This is a genomic window from Streptomyces sp. NPDC018947 (assembly GCF_044390505.1).
Classification (GTDB): domain Bacteria; phylum Actinomycetota; class Actinomycetes; order Streptomycetales; family Streptomycetaceae; genus Streptomyces.
Genome location: NZ_JBIRZD010000013.1, coordinates 232304 through 248086 on the forward strand (window position 1 = coordinate 232304; position 15783 = coordinate 248086).

The window sequence follows — 15783 nt, forward strand, 5'->3', positions numbered from 1 at the left end:
CGGGCCTTCTTCTGCTGCGGTCCTGACGGGATTTGAACCCGCGGCCTCCACCTTGACAGGGTGGCGAGCACTCCAAACTGCTCCACAGGACCAGGTTTTGCGGCGCTTTTCCTGCGTTGCGCTGCGAGAAGAGACTCTACAGGAGGGTGGGCCCCTGGTCGAACTCACCCTCCGTGCCCGTCCCGTCACACCACTGCGGCTACGGCGCCAGCGCGTCGATCGCCTTCACGATCCGCTTGTCGGAGACCGGATACGCCGTCCCCAGCGCGTGCGCGAAGTAGCTGACCCGCAGTTCCTCGATCATCCAGCGGACGTCCAGCACCTGCCGCGGTACGGGCCGGCCCCGGGGCATCTGCTCCAGCAGCCACGCGTACTCGTCCCGCATCTCCTGGAGCTTCTCCATGCGGGTCGTGTCCCGCTGGACGTTGGTCGGCATCTGCTGGAGGCGCCGGTCCGCGGCGACCAGATAGCGCATCAGGTCCGCCAGCCGCCCGATGCCCGCCTCCGTCACGAAGCCGGGCTTCACCAGGCCGTCCAACTGCGTGCGCACGTCCTGGAGGTTCGGCAGCAGCGCGGGGCTCCGTACCCCCTTCAGACGCCGCTCACAGGCCTGCCAGGCCGCCAGCACCTGCTGCACCTGGCCCACCGTGCGTACGGTCGTGTCCACGATCTCGGCACGGACCTTGTCGTAGAGCTTGCGGTACGACTCCTCGTCCCACGCCGGACCGCCGAAGTCGGCGATCAGCCGGTCCGCCGCCGCCGTCGCGCAGTCGTCGAACAGGGCCTGGATCGACCCGTGCGGATTCGCCGACAGGCCGAGCTTCTGCTGGTTCGTCAGCTTCTCGGACGCGAACTTCGCCGGGTTGACCGGGATGTTGCGCAGGATCAGCCGGCGCGTGCCCTTCCACATGGCCTGCGCCTGCTCCGCCTCGGTGTCGAAGAGGCGTACGGACACCGTGTCCCCGTCGTCGACCAGCGCCGGATACGCCTTCACCGGCTGACCCGCCCGGCGCGTCTCGAAGACACGGGACAGGGTGCCGATGGTCCAGTCCGTCAGCCCCGTGCGCTCCAGGGACTCCCCGCCGCTGCGCTCGGCGGTGGCCGCGGCGGCCTGCGACAGCGCCTTGCGTGCCTTCGGCTTCAGCCGCAGCTTCAGCGCCTCCAGGTCCTTGTCCTCGGCCAGCTTGCGGCGCCGCTCGTCAACGATCCGGAAGGTGATCTTCAGGTGGTCCGGGACCTTGGACCAGTCGAAGTCCTCGGGATCGAACGGCACCCCCACCATGCGCTTGAGCTCGCGCGCCATGGTCACCGTCAGCGGTTCCTGGAGGGGTACGGCCCGCTCCAGGAACGCCTGCGCGTAGTTCGGCGCGGGCACGTAGTTGCGCCGCACCGGCTTGGGCAGCGACCGGATCAGCTCCGTGACCACCTGCTCGCGCAGGCCCGGGATCTGCCAGTCGAAGCCCTCGTCGGTCACCTGGTTCAGCACCTGGAGCGGGATGTGGACGGTCACGCCGTCCGCGTCCGCACCCGGCTCGAACTGGTACGTCACCCGGAACTTCAGCGGCCCCTGGCGCCACGAGTCCGGGTAGTCGTCCTTGGTGACCGCCCCGGCCTTCTCGTTGATGAGCATCTCGCGCTCGAAGTCGAGGAAGTCCGGCTGCTCGTGCCGCTTGCGCTTCCACCACGAGTCGAAGTGGGCACCGGACACCACGTGCTCGGGAACCCGCTGGTCGTAGAAGTCGAACAGCGTCTCGTCGTCGACCAGGATGTCCCGGCGCCGCGCCCGGTGCTCCAGCTCCTCCACCTCGGTGAGCAGCTTGCGGTTGTCGGCGAAGAACTTGTGGTGCGTGCGCCAGTCGCCCTCCACCAGCGCGTTCCGGATGAACAGCTCGCGGCTGACCTCCGGGTCGATCCGGCCGTAGTTCACCTTGCGCTGCGCCACGATCGGCACGCCGTACAGCGTGACCTTCTCGTACGCCATCACCGCCGCCTGGTCCTTCTCCCAGTGCGGCTCGCTGTAGGTGCGCTTGAGGAGATGCCCGGCGAGCGGCTCCACCCACTCCGGCTCGATCTTCGCGTTGACCCGCGCCCACAGACGCGAGGTCTCCACCAACTCGGCGGACATCACGAACCGCGGGGGCTTCTTGAACAGCGCCGAGCCCGGGAAGATCGCGAACTTCGCGCTGCGCGCCCCCAGGTACTCGTTCTTCGCGCCGTCCTTCACGTCCTTCATCCCGACGTGGGAGAGCAGACCGGCGAGCAGCGACACATGGACGCGGTCGGCCGGGGCGTCCTGGTCGTTGAGGTGAATGCCCATCTGCTTGGCGACCGTGCGCAACTGCGTGTAGATGTCCTGCCATTCGCGGATGCGCAGGAAGTTGAGGTACTCCTGCTTGCACATCCGGCGGAAGGACGACGAGCCGCGCTCCTTCTGCTGCTCGCGCACGTACCGCCACAGATTCAGGAACGCGAGGAAGTCGCTGGTCTCGTCTTTGAACCGGGCGTGCTGCTGATCGGCCTGCGCCTGCTTGTCCGCCGGCCGCTCCCGGGGGTCCTGGATCGACAGCGCCGCCGCTATGACCATGACCTCGCGGACGCAGCCGTTCTTGTCGGCCTCCAGCACCATCCGGGCCAGCCGGGGATCGACGGGGAGCTGGGCCAGCTTCCGGCCGGTCTCGGTCAGCCGCTTGCGCGCGTCCTTCTGCGCCGGGTCCAGCGCGCCCAGCTCCTGGAGGAGCTGCACGCCGTCACGGATGTTGCGGTGGTCCGGCGGGTCGATGAACGGGAACTTCTCGATGTCGCCGAGGCCGGCCGCGGTCATCTGGAGGATCACGGAGGCCAGGTTGGTCCGCAGGATCTCGGCGTCCGTGAACTCCGGCCGCGCGTTGAAGTCGTCCTCGGAGTACAGCCGGACGCAGATGCCGTCGCTGGTGCGGCCGCAGCGGCCCTTGCGCTGGTTGGCGCTGGCCTGCGAGATCGGCTCGATGGGCAGCCGCTGCACCTTGGTGCGGTGGCTGTAGCGCGAGATACGGGCGAACCCGGGGTCGACGACGTACTTGATGCCCGGGACGGTCAGCGAGGTCTCGGCGACGTTCGTGGCCAGGACGATCCGGCGTCCGGTGTGCGGCTGGAACACCCGGTGCTGCTCGGCGTGGGAGAGCCGGGCGTACAGCGGCAGCACTTCCGTGAACCGGTACTTCTTCTTCTCCAGCGCGTCGGCGGTGTCCCGGATCTCCCGCTCGCCGGAGAGGAAGACGAGGATGTCGCCCTTCCCCTCGGCCATCAGCTCCTCGACGGCGTCGGTGATCGCGGTGATCTGGTCGCGGTCGGCGTCGTCGCCGTCCTCCTCCAGGAGCGGCCGGTACCGCACCTCCACCGGATACGTCCGCCCGCTGACCTCGATGATCGGGGCGTCGCCGAAGTGCCGGGAGAAGCGCTCGGGGTCGATGGTCGCCGACGTGATGACGACCTTGAGGTCCGGGCGCTTGGGCAGCAACTGCGCGAGGTACCCGAGCAGGAAGTCGATGTTGAGGGACCGCTCGTGCGCCTCGTCGATGATGATCGTGTCGTAGGCGCGCAGCTCGCGGTCGGTCTGGATCTCGGCGAGCAGGATGCCGTCCGTCATCAGCTTGATGAACGTGGCGTCCGGGTTCACCTGGTCGGTGAACCGCACCTTCCAGCCGACGGCCTCGCCGAGGGGGGTGTCCAGCTCGTCCGCCACCCGCTCGGCGACGGTGCGGGCGGCGATCCGGCGCGGCTGGGTGTGCCCGATCATGCCGCGGACGCCACGGCCCAGCTCGACACAGATCTTCGGGATCTGCGTGGTCTTCCCGGACCCGGTCTCACCGGCGACGATGACGACCTGGTGATCGCGAATGGCCGCCGCGATCTCGTCCTTCTTCTGACTGACCGGGAGCTGCTCCGGGTAGCTGACCGCGGGCACCCGGGCCCGGCGCTCACCGATACGCTGCTCGGCCTTGGCCGCCTCCGCCTCGATCTCGGCGAGAACGGCGGCGCGGGCCTCCGGCTTACGGATCTTCCGCGCACCCTCGAGCCTCCGGCCGAGCCGATGCGCGTCACGCAGCGACAACTCGGTCAGACGGGCAGCGAGAGTGCCGAGGGCGGGGGCGGGATGCGTAGACATACGGGTCCCAGGATCTCATCTTCGGGAAAAACCTGGCGAACGCTTTTGCCGCCGCCCGCGGGCGGGGTGGACCACGGGAAACAACAAGGCCCCGATCCGAAGATCGGGGCCTTTGCTGTGGCTGGGGCCGGGGTCGAACCGGCGACCTATCGCTTTTCAGGCGATCGCTCGTACCAACTGAGCTACCCAGCCGCGAGGTTTCACGTGAAACCTCAGCGGTCCTGACGGGATTTGAACCCGCGGCCTCCACCTTGACAGGGTGGCGAGCACTCCAAACTGCTCCACAGGACCAAGTGGCTGTGTGCGAACCAGCGAACCAAGTGTCGCACACGGTACTGCGTGCCCCCAACGGGATTCGAACCCGTGCTACCGCCTTGAAAGGGCGGCGTCCTAGGCCGCTAGACGATGAGGGCTATCGGCCCGCCTGGGCGCTTCTCAGCGCGTCGGGGACGTGAGAAGCATATGGGATGGCGGGAGGTATCGCCAAAACGGTTTACGGAGAGCTGGGAACCGGGGCGCTCGGGGTGCCGGCGGTGCCGGTCGGGGACGGGCCCGTGCCGGACGGGGACGGTGCCGCGCCCGGCTGGTTCTCCTTCGGGAGATGGCGGCTGACCTCGGCCGTCGTGAGGCCCAGCCCGCCCAGTTCGATCTCGTCCCAGGCCTGGAGGCGCCGGCTGTCCCGGTCGAAGTAGAGGATCGACGCCTGGATCGGGTCGGGATGCTTGCCCTCGACCGCGCGCAGGCCGCTGCCGCCGGTGGAGCCCTCGACGCGCAGCCGGGTGCCGTACTTCATGACCTCCATGTCCTCGTGGTGGACGTGGCCGGCCAGCACCAGGGGCACGGTGCCGTCGACCTCGCGGGCGGCCGAGGGCTCGTGCGCGACGGCCACGTCGACGGGGGTGCCGGCCCTGCTCTGGTCGCGCAGGGCGGAGGCCAGGCGGGCGCCGGCCAGTTCCTGGGAGGCGTCCGCGCCGGGCTTCGCGGAGCGGTCCGGGGTGTACTGCGGGTCGCCGATGCCGGCGAAGCGCAGGCCGGCGACCGTGCGGGCCCGGCCGTCGTCGAGGACGTGCACGTTCTTCAGGCCCTCCAGGTACTGCTGGGTGACCGCGGAGTCGTGGTTGCCTCGGACCCAGACGTAGGGGGCGCCGAGGTCCTCGACGGGGTCCAGGAACCCGTTCTCCGCCGCCGTGCCGTGGTCCATGGTGTCGCCGGAGTCGACGATCACGTTCACCTTGTACTGCTCCACCAGCGACGCGATGATCTTCCAGCTCGCCGGGTTGAGGTGGATGTCGGAGACGTGCAGGACGCGGATCGTGCTCGGGTCCGGCTGGTAGGCGGGGAGCGTGGAGGTGACGTCGTAGAGCTTGGTCACGTTCGTGACCAGGCGGGCCAGTTCCTTCTGGTAGACGTCGAACTCGGTGACGATGCTGCGCGCGTTGCCCACCAGGGAGGGCGCCGAGGAGAGCAGGCCGGAGAACCTCGGCTCCAGGACGGAGTCGGGGTTCCAGGTCGCGTACGCGGTGCCCCCGGAGGCGACCAGGAGAGTGAGGGCGAGCCCGCCGGCCGCGAGGGCCCGGCGGGGGCGGCGGTAGACGGCGAGGCCGAGGGCGGTGGCGCCGGTGACGACGGCGACGCAGGAGCGGGCGGCCAGGTCGAGCGTGCCGTGCCCGACGTCCTGGGCGACCTCGTCCTGGAGGCCGGAGAGGCGTTCGGGGTGGTCGACGAGTGCCTGGGCGCGGTCGGGGTCGAGCTGGTCGACGTTGACGTCGAGGCGCACGGGGGCGATGTGGCTGTCGAGTTGCAGGGCGCCCAGCGGTGAGACGTTGATCTTGGTACCGCCGGCCAGGGAGGGGCGCAGGGTCATCGTCGTGTTCATGGGGCCGACGGGGACGCGGACGTTGCCCACGACCAGGAGGCCGAGCCAGGCGCCGAGCAGGACGACGGCGACGAGGCCGAGGGCGCGGGTCCAGGGCCGGGAGCGGGGGACGAGCTCCGTCGTCGCGGGGGTCGGACGGGCGCGGTGGCGGCGGGTGAGGGCGCCGGTGGCGCTGCGGATGCGGTTCATCACCTCGGTCGGACTGTGCAGGACTGCGGCGGGGACGCGGGCCATTGCTCGCGTATGCCCAAGCCGCGGTGCGGATATGCGGGGCCGCCGGTCGGTGGCGGCGGTGTCGTACCCGATGTGTCGTACCCGACAATGGGCCTGTGCTGGAGATGACGCGCGAGGAGTTCGAGGAACTGGTCGCCGAGGCGCTGGACCGGATCCCGCCGGAGCTGACGCGGCTGATGGACAACGTCGCGGTGTTCGTCGAGGACGAACCGCCCGCGGACGATCCCGAGCTGCTCGGGCTGTACGAGGGGACGCCGCTGACGGAGCGCGGGGAGTGGTACGCGGGGGTGCTGCCGGACCGGATCACGATCTACCGGGGACCGACGCTGCGGTTCTGCGAGACGCGCGAGGACGTCGTGGCGGAGACCGAGGTCACGGTGGTCCACGAGATCGCCCACCACTTCGGGATCGACGACGCGCGGCTGCACGCCCTCGGCTACGGGTGACGCGGGCCGGTCGAGGCCGGGGCGCGGGGCGCGTGTCCTCCTGCGGGTGAGGGGAGTTGGGCACGGCGACTCTCTGACCCCCGGAGGTGGCCGCCCGTGCGCCCCTTGTTCGTACCCGTCCGTCTCGCCGCCACGGTCGTGGCCGTCGTCGCCGCCGCCGGCTGCATGAGCGTCGGAGAGGAGTCCGGCGGGGGCACCCGGCCCTCGCACTCGGCCGGGGAACGGGGCCCCGGCGCGCCGGGCGGCGGGCCCGCGGTGTCGGGCGGGGGTGCCGGGTACGGCCCGGCGTCGGCCGGTGCGGGGCGCGTGCGCGGCGAGGAGAGGGACGGGGAGGACCGGGGCAAGGGCGAGGGGCGCGGGGAGAAGGACGAGGACGCGGGCGAGTCCCCCTCGGACCGGCCCTCCGCCGGCGGGACCGGCCCGGCCCCGGGCAAGGGCGGGTCCCCCGGCGGTCCCACGCCGCCGCGGACGCCCGACCCGGAGCCTCCGACGGTGGACCCGGAGCCGACGCCGACCCAGGAGCCGCCCGCCTCGCCGACGCCCGAGCCGACTCCGGAGCCGTCGTCGTCGGCGCACGAGCCCCCGGGGACGCAGCTCGCGCGGCGCGAGCCGGCGCCCGAGGCGGGTGTCCCGGTGTAGCCGGCTGCGGTGCCGACGCGGGGCGGAAGCCCGGCTGACCTGGGCATGTGCTATCCGGTTTGCCTTCGGGGGCGGTAGGTGCGTATGGTGGTCGATCGTTTGACCCCATTTGCCCGGCGCCATCGCAGAGCGCGCCGTGTGGCGCGTACTCTCCCTTGCCGTGGCGGACCGCATCGAGGCGGTCGTATTGCGAATCGCGATTCACGGAGTTGACGGGCGCGTGCCGACGAGACTCCGGAAGGTTTCGCATTCGCATGTCCATCATCAGTACTGATCACGTCGTCGTGCCCGAGAACGCCGAGGGCGTCTCCGAGGGCCAGGCCCCCGAGGTCGTCGAGACCTCCGAGGCCGCCGGCGCCCCCGAGACCACCTTCGCCGACCTCGGTCTGCCCGAGGGCCTCGTGCGCAAGCTCGCGCAGAACGGCGTGACCACCCCCTTCCCGATCCAGGCCGCGACCATCCCGGACGCGCTGGCGGGCAAGGACATCCTCGGCCGGGGCCGCACCGGCTCCGGCAAGACCCTCTCCTTCGGTCTGCCGACCCTGGCCACGCTGGCCGGCGGCCGCACCGAGAAGCACAAGCCGCGCGCCGTCATCCTGACGCCGACCCGTGAGCTGGCCATGCAGGTCGCGGACGCGCTCCAGCCCTACGGCGACGTGGTCGGCCTGCGCATGAAGGTCGTCTGCGGCGGCACGTCCATGGGCAACCAGATCTACGCCCTGGAGAAGGGCGTCGACATCCTGGTCGCCACCCCGGGCCGCCTGCGCGACATCATCAACCGCGGCGCCTGCTCCCTGGAGAACGTGGAGATCGCCGTTCTCGACGAGGCCGACCAGATGTCCGACCTGGGCTTCCTGCCCGAGGTCACCGAGCTGCTCGACCAGGTTCCGGCGGGCGGTCAGCGGATGCTGTTCTCCGCGACCATGGAGAACGAGATCAAGACGCTCGTCGACCGGTACCTGAAGGACCCGGTCAGCCACGAGGTCGACGCGGCCCAGGGCGCGGTGACGACCATGTCGCACCACATCCTGGTCGTGAAGCCGAAGGACAAGGCGCCGGTCACCGCGGCCATCGCCTCCCGCAAGGGCCGCACCATCATCTTCGTCCGCACCCAGCTCGGCGCCGACCGCGTCGCCGACCAGCTCCGCGAGGCCGGGGTGAAGGCCGACGCGCTGCACGGCGGCATGACCCAGGGCGCGCGTACGCGCACGCTGGCCGACTTCAAGGACGGTTACGTCAACGTCCTGGTCGCCACCGACGTCGCCGCCCGCGGCATCCACGTCGACGGCATCGACCTGGTGCTGAACGTCGACCCGGCGGGCGACCACAAGGACTACCTGCACCGCGCCGGCCGTACGGCGCGCGCCGGGCGTACCGGCACGGTCGTCTCGCTGTCCCTGCCGCACCAGCGGCGCCAGATCTTCCGGCTGATGGAGGACGCGGGCGTCGACGCCACGCGCCACATCATCCAGGGCGGCGCGGCCTTCGACCCGGAGGTCGCCGAGATCACCGGTGCCCGGTCGATGACCGAGGTCCAGGCCGAGTCCGCGGGCAACGCGGCGCAGCAGGCCGAGCGTGAGGTCGCCCAGCTCACCAAGGAGCTGGAGCGTGCCCAGCGGCGCGCGACCGAGCTGCGCGAGGAGGCGGACCGGCTGGTCGCGCGGGTCGCGCGGGAGCGGGGCGAGGACCCGGAGGCGGCGCTGGTCGAGGTGGCCGCCGCTGCCGCCGAGGCCGAGGTGTCGCTGCCGGCGCCGCGGGAGGCGGACAGCACGGAGCGGGGCGAGCGGACCGAGCGGTCCGGGAGCGGCCGGGACCGTTTCGCGGACCGCGAGCGCTCCTACGACCGTGACCGCGGCGGCCGTTCCTTCGACCGCCGTGACGACCGGGGCGACCGGGGCGACCGGGGCGGCTTCAACCGCGACCGTGACCGCGGTTTCGACCGTCGTGACGACCGTGGCGGTTTCCGCCGGGACGACCGGAACGACCGCGGTGACCGCGGTGGGCGTTCCTTCGACCGCCGTGACGACCGCGGTGGTTTCCGCCGGGACGACCGGAACGACCGCGGTGACCGTGGCGGCCGTTCCTTCGACCGCCGTGACGACCGCGGTGGCCGTTCGTTCGACCGTCGTGACGACCGGGGCGACCGTGGCGGTTTCCGCCGGGACGACCGGAACGACCGCGGCGACCGCGGTGGCCGTTCCTTCGACCGCCGCGACGACCGTCGTGACGACCGCGGTGACCGTGGCGGCTTCCGCCGGGACGAGCGCGGCGGGCACCGCGGCAGCGACCGTCCGTTCAACCGGGACCGCCAGGGCGACCGCCCCGGCTTCCGCAGCGGCGGCCACGACCGCCCGTACGGCCGCCGTGACGACCACCGGGGTTCCTCCTTCGGCCGCCGCGACGACAAGCCGCGCTGGAAGCGCAACGGCTGACGCCGTGAGCTGACGCCGGTCCGCCGGCACTGAACGCCGTGGCCCCCACCCGACCGGGTGGGGGCCACGGCGTTCTCGTTTCGGTCGCGGAGTGACGCATGTCACGTTCCCCGCATGGGAATTGCTGGGGGCATGACAGATGACGCCAAGGCGAGTGGGCTGTCGGACGAGGAACGGCTGGCCCAGCTCGGCTACACCCAGGTCCTGGCCCGCCGCATGTCGGCGTTCTCCAACTACGCGGTCTCCTTCACCATCATCTCGGTCCTCTCGGGCTGCCTGACGCTGTATCTGTTCGGCATGAACACGGGCGGCCCCGCCGTCATCACCTGGGGCTGGGTCGGCGTCGGTCTGATGACCCTCTTCGTCGGCCTGGCGATGGCCGAGATCTGCTCGGCGTACCCGACGTCGGCGGGCCTGTACTTCTGGGCGCACCGCCTCGCACCGCCCCGGACGGCGGCGGCCTGGGCATGGTTCACCGGCTGGTTCAACGTGCTCGGCCAGGTCGCGGTGACCGCCGGCATCGACTTCGGCGCCGCGTCCTTCCTGGGCGCGTACCTGAACCTCCAGTTCGGCTTCGAGGTCACCCCCGGCCGCACGATCCTCCTCTTCGCGGCGATCCTGGTCCTGCACGGCCTGCTGAACACCTTCGGCGTGCGCATCGTCGGCCTGCTCAACAGCGTCAGCGTCTGGTGGCACGTCCTCGGCGTCGCGGTCATCGTCGGCGCGCTGGCCTTCGTCCCCGACCACCACCGGTCGGCGTCCTTCGTCTTCGGCGCGTTCGTCAACAACACGGGCTGGGGCAGCGGCGTCTACGTCGTCCTGATCGGCCTGCTGATGGCCCAGTACACCTTCACCGGCTACGACGCCTCCGCCCACATGACCGAGGAGACCCGCGACGCCTCCACCGCCGGGCCCAAGGGCATCGTCCGCTCCATCTGGACGTCCTGGATCGCCGGCTTCGTCCTCCTGCTCGGCTTCACCTTCGCCATCCAGTCCTACGAGGGCGCCCTCGCCTCCCCGACCGGCGCGCCGCCCGCCCAGATCCTGCTCGACGCCCTCGGCGCGACCGCGGGCAAGCTGCTGCTGCTCGTCGTCATCGGGGCGCAGTTGTTCTGCGGGATGGCGTCGGTGACGGCCAACAGCCGGATGATCTACGCCTTCTCGCGCGACGGGGCGCTGCCCTACTCCCACGTCTGGCACTCGGTCAGCCCGCGCACCCGCACGCCGGTCGCCGCCGTGTGGCTGGCCGCGCTGGGCGCCCTGGTGCTCGGCCTGCCGTACCTGATCAACGTGACGGCGTACGCGGCGGTGACCTCGATCGCCGTCATCGGCCTCTACATCGCCTACGTCGTCCCGACCTTCCTGCGCCTGCGCAAGGGGGACGCCTTCGAACGCGGGCCGTGGCACCTGGGCCGCTGGTCGCGGGCGGTGGGCGTGGTCGCGGTGACGTGGGTCGGCGTCATCACGGTCCTGTTCATGCTGCCCCAGGTCGCCCCGGTCACCTGGGAGACCTTCAACTACGCGCCCGTCGCCGTCCTGGTCGTCCTCGGCTTCGCCGCGACCTGGTGGCTGGTCTCGGCGCGGCACTGGTTCCTCGACCCGGCCCACGAACGCACCCGGGCCCTCGCGGCGGCCCACGCGAACGCCCCCGAGCCGGTGGACCCGTAGCCACGCCCCCGCCGCGCCGCGACGCGGCCGAGTCCCCGATACCCGATCGGCGTCCCGGCCGCGTCGGGCTATGCTCGGTGTGGCACCATCACGCAACACGCCCCGGGCCCTTAGCTCAATTGGCAGAGCAGTGGACTTTTAATCCATTGGTTGTGGGTTCGAGTCCCACAGGGCCTACCGTCCGCGGGTGCGGGGGACGCAACCCCCTCACCTGCAGAACAGCGTCCGAGCCGGCTTCGGCCGACTCGGACGCTGTCTTCTTCCGGAGCCCTGTACGGGCGGTACCGGCGCCGTTACTTGATGTAGACGAGCCCGTCGGTCGTGATGGTGGGGCGGCCGCTGGTGCCCACCACGACGATCTTGACGGTGTGCTTGGCGCTGCTGGACCAGGTCTTCGTCCAGATGGCCTGCCGGTAGAGGGTGGTGGAGGACTTCAGGTCCACCGTGCTGACCTTGACGCCGTCGACGTAGACGTAGACCTGGCCCGAGCTGGAGGCCCGGGAGACCACCCAGGAGGCGGAGCGGCCGGTGAAGGTCCAGGTGAGGCTGGCGCCCTTGGAGCCGCTGGAGTACGACTTGCCGCCCAGGTAGCTGGTGGAGGACCGGGTGGTCCAGCTCCCGTACTTCACCGCCGAGCTCTCCTGGAGGATCACCGACGTGTAGGCGGCGGAGGCGGTGCGGTAGTTGCCGGCGTAGTCGAACGCCTGCATCGACCAGGTGGTGGCCGTACCGGACTTGGCGGTGCGGTTGGAGGCGGTCGTGGTCGGCCCGAAGGTGGCCGCCGCCGGGGACGTCAGCTTCACCTCACGCAGCGCCTTGTTGTCGGTCGCCTTCCAGCCGAGGGTGACCGGGACGGCGGTGGTGTTGACCGTGCCGGTGCGCAGGGAGAGCTTCGGGGTGGTGGTGAAGGTCGGCGCGGTCGTCTCGGCGACGACGTTCAGCGCCGCGGTGGTCACGGTCTTCCCGGACTGGTGGACCGCCCGCACCGCCACGGTGTGGCTGCCCAGGGCCAGGGTCGTGTTCGCGGAGGTGGCCGTGCCGGAGGTGGTGGCGACGGTCTTGCCGTCGACCACGAGCTGGAAGTTCTTGATGAGCGAGGACGGCGTGGTGGCCGCCCACTTCACGCTGATGGCGCCCTTGGTGTAGTACGTCGAGCCCGACAGGCCCGCCCCGCCGACCGAGGCCACCTTCAGCCCCTGCACCGGTCCGGCCGCCCAGGCGCGGACGGTCGGAAGCTGGGAGTAGAGGGAGTTGCCGGGGCACTGGGTGTTGTACCCGTCGCGGTGGCCGGAGATCCGGTGGAACGTGTAGGTGGATCCCGACGTGTAGCTGGTGCCGAAGTAGTTCTTCTGGGTCGCCCCGGAGGTCAGCTGGACCGTGCCGGCCGGGTCGCCGCCGTACTGGCCGAGCTTCCAGGCGGCGACGCGGGCGATGGAGGCCAGCGCGGCGTTGGAGGCACTGGTGGTGCCGTACTCGCCGAGCACCGCGATGCCCGCGGACTCACGGTTCCAGCCGTAGGTGTGAGCACCCAGCACCGGCAGGTCCGTGCCGCCCTTGCGGCCCTCGAAGACGGTGCCGCACTTGTCGACGAGGAAGTTGTACCCGATGTCGTTCCAGCCGTTGACCTGCGTGTGGTACGCGTAGACGCCCCGCACGATCGACGCGGAGTCGGCGCACGAGTAGGTGTTGGCCCCGTCGGTGTGGTGGACGAAGACGGCCTTCACAGCGGCGTTGTACTCGGACGGGTCGGGACTGAGCGACTCGTCGGCGCCCCAGCCGGCGCGCGAGGTCACCGGCGGCTTGGGCGCGGTGGACGGCGGCGCGGTGGGCGTCGTGGGCGTCGTGGCCGTCGGGCTCGGGGACGTGCTCGTCGTGGCCGAGGGGGACGCCGAGCCGGTGGGCGTCGCGGTGGTGTCCGTGGGCGCCGGTGACGTGGTGGTCTGGCCGTCCGTGGGCGTCGAGGTCGTGCCGTCCGTGGGTGCGGTCGCACCGTCGGTGGGTGCGGTCGTATCGGAGGGCGTCGCCGCCGGGCTGCTCTCCTCGGCGACGAACGCCGCCGGCTCGGTGGCCCTCGTCTCGGCGTCGGTCACCACGCCCGGGTCGACCAGGTTGACCTCCAGCCCCTTGGGCAGCACGCCCGTGGTGCCGTCCTCGTGGAGGACCTGCACCTCGACACCGTCGGAGGGCCCGACCCACAGGGGCTCGGACGCGCCCCGCATCCCGGCCTCCGGGTCCTCCGGCGGGGCGATGTCCAACTCCAGGTCCCGCCAGGCGCTCCAGGAGCCGCTCTCCAGGTCGCGGGTGCGCACCTGCGCCTTGCCCTCGAGCCGCTTGACGGCGCCCGTCCAGGACACGCCCACCAGCGAGAACTGCTTGGTGCCGGTGCGCGGCAGCTCCCGCTTGCCGCCGGTGGCGCCCTTCAGGGCGAGGTCGTAGACCTTCACCGGACGCTTGGCCCGGCCACTCGGGCCGGGGTCGTCGGAGGGGCTGGCGACGGCATACGTCACCACGCCGCCACCGCCCAGGACCACGGCACCGAGCGTCAGCCACGCCCGTCGTTTCAGACTCAGGGGTCTGTACGCATGCGACGTACGACGACTCACGACGAATCCACCTCGCAGAAGGGCGGCAAAGGCCCGAAGGAAAGTCACATGGGGCACACCGGTCACAGGAGGCCCACACCTACAGCGCATCCCGGCCACCCGGCATTACAGAAAAACCGGATGCAGTGACGGAGATCACGGTTTCGAAGGTCGGACCCGGGCCCGTCCCGCCACCACCGTTGCCGGGCCGCACAGTTGACGGAGGCCCGGAGCGAGGCCGGCGGGTGCAGCGCGTTCACCGATGTGCTCAGGACGCAATTCCGTTGGGTCCGGACGCCGTTGTGTTCCTCTCGGTACCGCAACCACGGTGGCCTCCGCCGTACGCGCGGCCCCCGCCGCTCGACCGTGCGGCCGGGGCACCTCCGCCCAACGCCGTTCGCCGGGCGCGCTTTCGGCGGCCCGTCCCGCGGGCTCGTAGCGTTGCCGTCGCACGCACCGTCCGCACGCCCACCCGGAGTAGTCCATGCCCCTCCCGTACGTTCTGCTCTCCGCCGCCGTCTCGCTCGACGGGTATCTCGACGACGCCGGGCCCGAGCGGCTGATGCTGTCCTCGCCGGCCGACTTCGAGCGGGTCGACGAGGTGCGGGCGTCCGTGGACGCGGTGCTGGTGGGCGCCGGGACGATTCGCGCCGACAACCCGCGGCTTCTGGTGAACTCGGCCGAGCGGCGGGCGCGGCGGGAGGCGGCGGGGCGAGCCGGGTATCCGCTGAAGGTCGCGGTCAGCGGGAGCGGGGAGCTGGATCCGGCGGCGCGGTTCTGGCACACCGGGGGCGGCAAGGTGCTCCTGACCACCGACGCGGGCGCCCGGCGCGCGCGGGCCCTCGGGATCGCCGCCGACATCGTGCCGCTCGGTCCCGAACTGCGCTGGCGCACCGCGCTGGAGCACCTGCGCGAGGAACTGGGCGTACGGCGGCTCATGGTGGAGGGCGGTGGGCTGGTGCACACCCAGTTGCTCCAGCAGGGCCTCGCCGACGAGCTGCAGCTCGTGCTCGCCCCGCTGCTCGTCGGCGACCCGGACGCGCCCCGGCTGTTCGGACCCGGCGACTACCAGCGCGGACGGCTGCGGCTGGTGGAGACGCGGCGGATCGAGGACGTCGTCCTCCTGCGGTATCTGCCGACGGCCCCGGGCACCGGCCGGCAGGTGTCCGCCGCCGACCGGCACTGGCTGGCGCTCGCCTGCGAGCTGGCCGAACTGTGCCCGCCGTCCGGTACGGCGTTCAGCGTGGGGGCGGTCGTGGTCGCCGACGACGGGACCGAGCTGGCGCGCGGGTACTCACGGGAGGGCGGCGACCCGGTCGTGCACGCCGAGGAGGCCGCCCTCGCCAAGACCGGCCCCGCCGATCCGCGGCTCGCCGGCGCCACGGTCTACAGCAGCCTGGAACCGTGCGCCCGCCGCGCCTCCCGGCCCGCGCCCTGCGCCCGGCTGATCCTCGACGCCGGGGTGCGCCGCGTGGTCACGGCCTGGCGCGAGCCGGACACCTTCGTGCCCGGCGCCGACGGCAGCGGGGTGCTCGCCGCCGGGGGTGCCGACGTGGTCCTCCTGCCGGAATACGAGGAGCGGGCGAAGGCACCCAACCGTCACCTGGACGGCCGCTGAGATACGCGTGTGCGTTCCGCCCCGGACATGCCGTACACTGAAGACACAACGACGCGGGGTGGAGCAGCTCGGTAGCTCGCTGGGCTCATAACCCAGAGGTCGCAGGTTCAAATCCTGTCCCCGCTACTGAAGGCCGAGGGCCGG

Annotated in this window: 8 protein-coding genes and 6 tRNA genes; 7 read left to right on the forward strand and 7 right to left on the reverse strand. The window is 71.4% G+C overall.

What is annotated here, in order from left to right; genetic code table 11:
- Nucleotides 1-17: 17 nt before the first annotated feature.
- From ACH499_RS24740 to ACH499_RS24765, 6 genes are all read right to left on the reverse strand, one after another.
- Nucleotides 18-92 (reverse strand) — tRNA-Asp (locus ACH499_RS24740).
- A 107-nt stretch (nucleotides 93-199) separates the two neighbouring features.
- Nucleotides 200-4144 carry an ATP-dependent RNA helicase HrpA gene (gene hrpA, locus ACH499_RS24745; RefSeq protein WP_399018383.1) on the reverse strand — a complete coding sequence of 1315 codons (3945 nt, stop codon included), beginning with the start codon at nucleotides 4142-4144 and terminating at the stop codon, nucleotides 200-202.
- 118 nt (nucleotides 4145-4262) lie between these two features.
- Nucleotides 4263-4336: transfer RNA gene (locus tag ACH499_RS24750), tRNA-Phe, on the reverse strand.
- A 24-nt stretch (nucleotides 4337-4360) separates the two neighbouring features.
- Nucleotides 4361-4435: transfer RNA gene (locus ACH499_RS24755), tRNA-Asp, on the reverse strand.
- 49 nt (nucleotides 4436-4484) lie between these two features.
- Nucleotides 4485-4557, reverse strand: a tRNA-Glu gene (locus ACH499_RS24760).
- A gap of 80 nt (nucleotides 4558-4637) precedes the next feature.
- Nucleotides 4638-6254 (reverse strand): metallophosphoesterase, encoded by a 1617-nt coding sequence (locus ACH499_RS24765; protein ID WP_399018385.1) that lies wholly within the window; start codon nucleotides 6252-6254, stop codon nucleotides 4638-4640.
- Nucleotides 6255-6349: 95 nt separating this feature from the next.
- On the opposite strand from ACH499_RS24765, the gene ACH499_RS24770 reads away from it, so the two are divergent.
- The 5 genes from ACH499_RS24770 (at nucleotide 6350) to ACH499_RS24790 (ending at nucleotide 11616) form a co-directional block, all read left to right on the forward strand.
- The gene (locus ACH499_RS24770; protein WP_043383624.1) at nucleotides 6350-6700 is read left to right on the forward strand and encodes a metallopeptidase family protein; all 351 of its coding nucleotides are present in this window, start codon (nucleotides 6350-6352) and stop codon (nucleotides 6698-6700) included.
- Between the two features lie 96 nt (nucleotides 6701-6796).
- Nucleotides 6797-7339, forward strand: coding sequence for a hypothetical protein (locus ACH499_RS24775; protein ID WP_399018388.1), 543 nt, complete (start codon nucleotides 6797-6799; stop codon nucleotides 7337-7339).
- 254 nt (nucleotides 7340-7593) lie between these two features.
- A complete protein-coding gene (locus ACH499_RS24780; protein WP_399018390.1) occupies nucleotides 7594-9771 on the forward strand; it encodes a DEAD/DEAH box helicase in 2178 nt (725 codons plus the stop codon).
- 132 nt (nucleotides 9772-9903) lie between these two features.
- On the forward strand, nucleotides 9904-11439 hold the full coding sequence (locus ACH499_RS24785; protein WP_399018392.1) for an amino acid permease: 1536 nt from the start codon (nucleotides 9904-9906) through the stop codon (nucleotides 11437-11439).
- A gap of 104 nt (nucleotides 11440-11543) precedes the next feature.
- Nucleotides 11544-11616, forward strand: a tRNA-Lys gene (locus tag ACH499_RS24790).
- A 116-nt stretch (nucleotides 11617-11732) separates the two neighbouring features.
- Here ACH499_RS24790 and ACH499_RS24795 read toward each other — a convergent pair.
- Entirely contained in the window at nucleotides 11733-14003 is a 2271-nt protein-coding gene (locus tag ACH499_RS24795) for a peptidoglycan recognition protein (RefSeq protein ID WP_399018404.1), read from the reverse strand.
- Between the two features lie 502 nt (nucleotides 14004-14505).
- On the opposite strand from ACH499_RS24795, the gene ACH499_RS24800 reads away from it, so the two are divergent.
- Together ACH499_RS24800 and ACH499_RS24805 are read left to right on the forward strand one after the other, a co-directional pair.
- A complete protein-coding gene (locus ACH499_RS24800; RefSeq protein ID WP_399018394.1) occupies nucleotides 14506-15639 on the forward strand; it encodes a dihydrofolate reductase family protein in 1134 nt (377 codons plus the stop codon).
- A 52-nt stretch (nucleotides 15640-15691) separates the two neighbouring features.
- Nucleotides 15692-15765: transfer RNA gene (locus tag ACH499_RS24805), tRNA-Met, on the forward strand.
- Nucleotides 15766-15783 lie beyond the last annotated feature (18 nt).

Bases quoted from the DNA above. Each gene is read 5' to 3' on its own strand.
- hrpA (WP_399018383.1), bottom strand. From the start codon at position 4,144: ATGTCTACGCATCCCGCCCCCGCCCTCGGCACTCTCGCTGCCCGTCTG.
- ACH499_RS24765 (WP_399018385.1), bottom strand. From the start codon at position 6,254: ATGGCCCGCGTCCCCGCCGCAGTCCTGCACAGTCCGACCGAGGTGATG.
- ACH499_RS24780 (WP_399018390.1), top strand. From the start codon at position 7,594: ATGTCCATCATCAGTACTGATCACGTCGTCGTGCCCGAGAACGCCGAG.
- ACH499_RS24785 (WP_399018392.1), top strand. From the start codon at position 9,904: ATGACAGATGACGCCAAGGCGAGTGGGCTGTCGGACGAGGAACGGCTG.
- ACH499_RS24800 (WP_399018394.1), top strand. From the start codon at position 14,506: ATGCCCCTCCCGTACGTTCTGCTCTCCGCCGCCGTCTCGCTCGACGGG.